The following is a 5,665-nucleotide window of genomic DNA, read 5'->3' as shown; positions in this document are numbered from 1 at the left end:
ATTTTTTTTAGTTCATCCATATCCATGACTTTAAGCATATCTCTGATGGCATCGATCTTGGGCTGCTTTGTCCCTTGGGGAAACAGTTTACTAAACTCATGGTTTTTATCATCTGATTCAGTTCATTAAGCTTTTTATCCTTAGAAAAAACAAAAAGCACAGGCAAAATAACTTGTCCTGTGCTATATATTGGGTTAGCACTTCCGTCAGGCAGTTTTTCCTCATTTCATCTTCCCTTCGATTTCATCAGAGAGAGGACTGACAAAAGCTCTGAAACTCCGAATTTGATACACCTTTAAAATCGGCAAGAATACTAGTGAAATCAATGATTTAACTATGGCAGAAGCTAAAGTGCTGGTCAATTTTGAATATAGTTTTAACAAAATATTAAAGGCCAGTTCTCCAAGAAAGAGCCTATAATTTACTCGCCATTTCTTGCAATTGTATAGCATTTTGGGTTAAGGACTCAATTGAAGCCGAAATTTCTTCAATAGAAGCAGATACTTCCTGGGTATTGTTCCCAAATTTCCCCAGCTCATCAGTCATTTTAGAGATATCTTTACGAATTCCACCAATGATTTTCCGAATATCCTTAGCCGAAGTTGCACTTGATACCGCCATAGAGCGGATTTCCTGAGCTACAACGCCAAAACCACGGCCGGTCTCTCCAGCCCTGGCTGCCTCAATAGATGCATTAAGTCCCAGAAGTTTAGTATCGCTGGCAACAGAGTCGATGTACTGTACTACTTCTTCCATTGCTTCAGCCTTGCCTTGGACTTCTTGGGAAGAGTTTGATACTAATTGACCACCTTCAGCAAGACCCTGTGCGGAAGCAGCTATGTTTTCGATAGCAGCGGAAATCTGTTCCATTGAGGCTACTAATAAATGTGATGTATCTTGTAACTTCTCTTCTAAACCCATTAATTCCTCAGGCACAGAGATTACTAATCCTCCAATAACTTCTCCATTAATAATAATTGGATAAGAGACAGTATAGAATTTGACACCAAGAAGCTCAGCATGTTGCGTAACCTTTTTACCTTCTTTAACAGTACGATATGTTGCTGATCCCTCTACTAAAGCATCGCCAGGCTTATGAGGAATTTGAATTTTTGATCCTTGTTTAGTAAGTATAAATTTCTCCTGATCATACAACCCAACTGCCGCTTTCCCGAAATAAGCTTCATCCAGCATATCAACTATTTGTTCAAAATATTCAATCATATCAATTTCCTCCTAAATCATTTAGCTAATTTAGTTTACTTAAGAAATCTCCTCTGAATTTAACCATTGAGTTACATCGCTGGAAAATAAACGTTCAATATCGAAAATGGGGAGTATTTTATCTTCTAAGTTCAGAATTTCACGAATTATTCCATGGTGAATAAGGCTAGGCACATTCGTTATATTATCGCTTTCCAAAATATCTACAACATCATTAACGAGTAAACCTATATTCTCTGAATTAAATTCCAAGATAATAATTCGGGGTTCATATGCTTCGCAAGTAGCTGAATCAATATTGAATTTTTGATGCAAATCGATAATAGTAATCACTTCGTCACGGATTTTAGATACACCTTTGACAAACTCCGGTACTCCAACAAGTTCCGTAATATGTACTGGCTTAATAATTTCACGGACATAACTCATTTCGATTACATAATTCTCAATTCCTAAAATAAATTCAATATATTGTTTCAAATAATATCACTCCTTTCTAAAATAAATAATAATACGCTTAGTTACTTAATCGGTTTCACAGCCGGCCTGCCTCACAGGTGGAGAAAATGTAACTATCCGATAATTTGAATTTCACCAGTTGGGAAAGTGTTGACCAGTTCCGGAGGTCCATCCTTTTTAATAAAATAGTTTGCGCAGGTTACAGCAAAGGCCTGGGGCGTTACGATGGATGGGTGATAAGAAAAGTTCATTCCAGCAGCGAGCTTAATCGTTTCTCCGTGGCCGGGCAGCATCGCAGGCCTTTCCACAAGGCAGTAGCCCTGACTATGACCGAGAAGTCTGGTCTCAGGTGGCTGTCCAATACTCTTGAGAAACGCATTGAATTCATCAAATATCACATTGCAATCGGCGCCGTCTACCAGACGATCTCTGACAAATTTATCAACCTCATTGCATATTCTCATATTCTCGACAAGCGCGGGAGACGGGTCGCCGAGAGAATAAATGCCGGAAACATGTCCGTACATTCCATTTGAGCAGTTGGCCTCATTAAGTAGTGTAATGGTGTCACCCTTCTGGATGACGCGATTACTGTGGAAATGCTCATTGTACCACACAGCGGCCTTATTGTAGCTGTTGGTACCTAGAAGGAAAATGCCGTTTTCAGCACCGCGCTTATGGGATTGATTGCGCATCTCGGCATAGATGTCGATCTCTCTCATGCCGGGTTTAATGAAATCTCGGAGACCGAAAAGGACTTCATCCTGGAGCTTGACTACCTCGCGGATCATTTCAATTTCTTCAGGGCTTTTAATAGCTTTTATGGCGTCTATATCATCCGTGAAATCAACGAATTCAGCATTTGTCAGATTGGCCTTTACGTACTCGTGACACTGGACGGTCATGAAAGCAGTACCGACGATACCGACCTTTATCTTGCCTCTGTCTTTGAGTTCATGGACAACAATCTCGGCGTCATAGGCGGCAGTATAGTTAATGCTGGGAAAATAGCCTCTTGCCCAGCGCCTTGCAACGCCCCGGCAGCAGTAGGACTCTGGAAAGCTGTTGGAGGGCCTCCAGGGTTGCTGTTCCTCATCGAATCCTCCGGAGCAATAAATGGTAACAATCTCCTTATCCTTAGAGAAAATGACCGTGGCACCATATTCGTCCCAAGTAGGCATATCCGTAAACCACTTCACATACTGGCCCAAATAGTCGCTTCGCTGTGCAATAACGAGGTAATCTACGCCTTTTTCCTCCATGACCTTGACTGTGGCATCCCAACGTCTTTCAAGTTCCTGGTCGGAACAAGACCATGTAATGAGTTCCTTCATAAGCTTACGGTCTTCAGAAGCCATATTTATCATGTTATAATCTCCTCTTTTCTAAAGCTGAATGATTAACCACTTAATTATTTAATGTTTTCGATGGTGGTACATCTTTTAGACTGCTCTTTCTTATAAGGAGTACAGCCACCGCTGCTAATATCGCAGGTACTGCAAAGGAAGAAAACATTGTACTAACAGATAATCCCGCAGACATTAGTACTCCGATTAACATTGGCGCGATGACACTACCCAATCGACCAAAACTAGAACCCCAACCAAGAGCTGTTCCCAAAATAGATACGGGATAATTTTCGGTGGCATAGGCATAAAGCATATTTTGTTGTGATCCTATAAATAGTCCAGTTATCGCAAGAAGCGCAATAAATGATCCAATGCTCATTTTTATCGTGACAAGATTAATCATAATCGCACATGCGATGTAATACACAAAGAGCACTTTTTTGAAACCAATCTTCTCTGCAATCACGCCTCCAACAAGGCTACCAACGATCCCCCCCACGGAAATGATTGCCGAAAACATCAAGCTTGATTTCAAAGTATATCCTAACATCGTCATCAATTTAGGAAGCCATGTGAGCACGCCAAACGCAATGTATAAATTGCAGAAGAACATAATCCAAATCATGACTGTATTCCAGGCACGTCCCTCTTGAAACAAACTGGCCACCGTTGCTTTTGTTTGATTAGCTATACTAACTTCATAGACATCTTCATCAGAAGGATGAAATTCAGGGTTGGCCTTTTTTAAAATGTCCCGGATTTTATCAGTTTTACCTTGCTGTAAATAGGAATGCATTGATTCAGGTAAAACTGCGTAAATAATGGCCACAAGAACAATGGGTGCAAAGGCAATCCAATAGATTGCTCTCCAACCAACGTTGCCAATTAACACGACCCCACTCAAGGTAGCGACGATTTGTCCGATCTGGATTGACGTGATGAGAAGGGTAATTAATAAGCCTCTTTTTGCTTTGGGAGAGAATTCCGTAACCAGACTGGCAGAAACCGGTGAAATTGAGGCCATGCCCATCCCTGCAATAAAGCGTAATATAGCAAAAGAATTAACGTCATTGACAAAACCACAAAACCCGGTAAAAATAGCATAGATCGCTATGCCGATCATCAGCACTTTTTTTCTCCCAATTTTGTCAGCCAACATCCCAAAAAAGATAGCACCAAAGATCATCCCAGCCAAGGCTGTACTTGCAAGAAAGCCTGTTTGGGTGGGATTCAAAGCCATCTCTTTCATAATAGAAGGAAGGGTAGTTCCATAAACATTCATATCGTAGCCGTCAAATACTACTGCTAATAAGCAGACACTAAAGATTGCCCAAAAGAACTTATTCATTTTGCTTTTATCAATAACATTGTTGACATTTACTTTTCCCATCTACCTTATCACCCTTTCATTTAAAAAATGGCACTCGTGTTGAACAGGAAAGCTAGACCTCCATGTTTTTACCCTGTTTTCGCCTATCGTGACATTTGCTAGGCAGCGGTTTTGAGCTTTCTGTTAATGTAGCTACATCACCTCCGTTCTTATATCAAATTCTCAATTCTTATTGCTAAAGCTAAAGAACTGAAAATGGGACTGCGATTGATTCATTACATTCTTGCGAAAGACGTCACGAGTACATGTTCGAAGTGTCAAATATTAAAACAAAGTAAGGTTATATTGGGCAATCTATCTCACGGAAAGAACCGATTTATAGCGGTTCAGTAATAAGTAACTACTAACTTTCAGTACCCCAGGTATGGAATATATATTTTCCTTCAGAAACTCTGAGAGGTGCTGAGAATCTCGCAAACACGCATGTACATGAAGTGATGTTGGACCGGTCATATGATAGACAATAGTGACATCTACTTGTTTCGTTAACTCTTCCGCTACCTGATCAAGCATTTCAGGTTGGACTTCTATTTCAAAAAATGCTGCGAGTGGATATCCTAGTGCCTCCGCGTCCAAAATAGTGGTAAATTGTTGGATAATCCCTCTCTGTATTAAACTTTGAATACGATCTCGGACTGCAACCCGCGACAAGTTTATCTTCCGGGCAATTTCTGCATTGGAAATTCTTGAATTATCTATCAATAGATTAAGAATCTCCCTATCAATTTCATCTAGTTCCTCACTGTCATCTAGCATTTGGACCTAACCTCCATTGATTGTTTTATTAATAGTGTAATATTTACCTTTCAACTTCTATTCGTAAGCTTTAATGCATTATTGCATGAATCTTCGGTAATGTCTAACTAGTATGACTTTACAAACGTTATTGAAGTATGATTCAAATCGATTCAATCGTAAGTCACCGAATTACATGAATGAACTGAACTTTACTTTCGTTATGGAATTTTTTGTATTACGATCGAATCGTCGCAAAATGCTCCCGAAGAATCTTGTTCCATTGATAGCAACCACAGTATATCCGTCAATAGTTCCATTTTCAAAAATCTTATTTGCAACTCCCTTTTTAACAATGTGTTGATTGATTTTTTTTAGTTCATCCATATCCATGACTTTAAGCATATCTCTGATGGCATCGATCTTGGGCTGCTTTGTCCCTTGGGGAAACAGTTTACTAAACTCATGGTTTTTATCATCTGATTCAGTTCATTAAGCTTTTTATCCT

General features: G+C 39.8%; 6 protein-coding genes. All 6 read right to left on the bottom strand.

Annotation, left to right across the window (positions count from 1 at the left end; genetic code table 11):
• Window positions 1–414: 414 nt before the first annotated feature.
• The 6 genes from VM640_RS17085 to VM640_RS17060 all read right to left on the bottom strand — a co-directional run bounded on the left by VM640_RS17085 (window position 415) and on the right by VM640_RS17060 (window position 5,562).
• Window positions 415–1,224 (bottom strand): methyl-accepting chemotaxis protein, encoded by an 810-nt coding sequence (locus VM640_RS17085; RefSeq protein ID WP_325394413.1) that lies wholly within the window; start codon window positions 1,222–1,224, stop codon window positions 415–417.
• A 39-nt stretch (window positions 1,225–1,263) separates the two neighbouring features.
• Window positions 1,264–1,704, bottom strand: coding sequence for a chemotaxis protein CheW (locus tag VM640_RS17080; protein ID WP_325394411.1), 441 nt, complete (start codon window positions 1,702–1,704; stop codon window positions 1,264–1,266).
• Window positions 1,705–1,796: 92 nt separating this feature from the next.
• Window positions 1,797–3,050, bottom strand: coding sequence for a M24 family metallopeptidase (locus VM640_RS17075; RefSeq protein ID WP_325394409.1), 1,254 nt, complete (start codon window positions 3,048–3,050; stop codon window positions 1,797–1,799).
• Between the two features lie 40 nt (window positions 3,051–3,090).
• Entirely contained in the window at window positions 3,091–4,422 is a 1,332-nt protein-coding gene (locus tag VM640_RS17070; protein WP_325394407.1) for an MFS transporter, read from the bottom strand.
• 294 nt (window positions 4,423–4,716) lie between these two features.
• Window positions 4,717–5,178 carry an Lrp/AsnC family transcriptional regulator gene (locus tag VM640_RS17065; RefSeq protein ID WP_325394405.1) on the bottom strand — a complete coding sequence of 154 codons (462 nt, stop codon included), beginning with the start codon at window positions 5,176–5,178 and terminating at the stop codon, window positions 4,717–4,719.
• Window positions 5,179–5,349: 171 nt separating this feature from the next.
• A complete protein-coding gene (locus VM640_RS17060; RefSeq protein ID WP_325394403.1) occupies window positions 5,350–5,562 on the bottom strand; it encodes a hypothetical protein in 213 nt (70 codons plus the stop codon).
• Window positions 5,563–5,665: the final 103 nt, after the last annotated feature.

The sequence above is a fragment of the Desulfitobacterium sp. genome (assembly GCF_035539115.1).
Lineage (GTDB): Bacteria > Bacillota > Desulfitobacteriia > Desulfitobacteriales > Desulfitobacteriaceae > Desulfitobacterium_A.
The sequence above is the reverse complement of the archived record's forward strand: the minus strand, read 5'-3'. Positions and strand labels throughout refer to the sequence as shown.

What these genes read in the sequence shown, in the direction of transcription:
- VM640_RS17085 (WP_325394413.1), bottom strand. Translation starts at nt 1,224, where the DNA reads ATGATTGAATATTTTGAACAAATAGTTGATATGCTGGATGAAGCTTAT.
- VM640_RS17075 (WP_325394409.1), bottom strand. Translation starts at nt 3,050, where the DNA reads ATGATAAATATGGCTTCTGAAGACCGTAAGCTTATGAAGGAACTCATT.
- VM640_RS17070 (WP_325394407.1), bottom strand. Translation starts at nt 4,422, where the DNA reads ATGGGAAAAGTAAATGTCAACAATGTTATTGATAAAAGCAAAATGAAT.
- VM640_RS17065 (WP_325394405.1), bottom strand. Translation starts at nt 5,178, where the DNA reads ATGCTAGATGACAGTGAGGAACTAGATGAAATTGATAGGGAGATTCTT.
- VM640_RS17060 (WP_325394403.1), bottom strand. Translation starts at nt 5,562, where the DNA reads ATGCTTAAAGTCATGGATATGGATGAACTAAAAAAAATCAATCAACAC.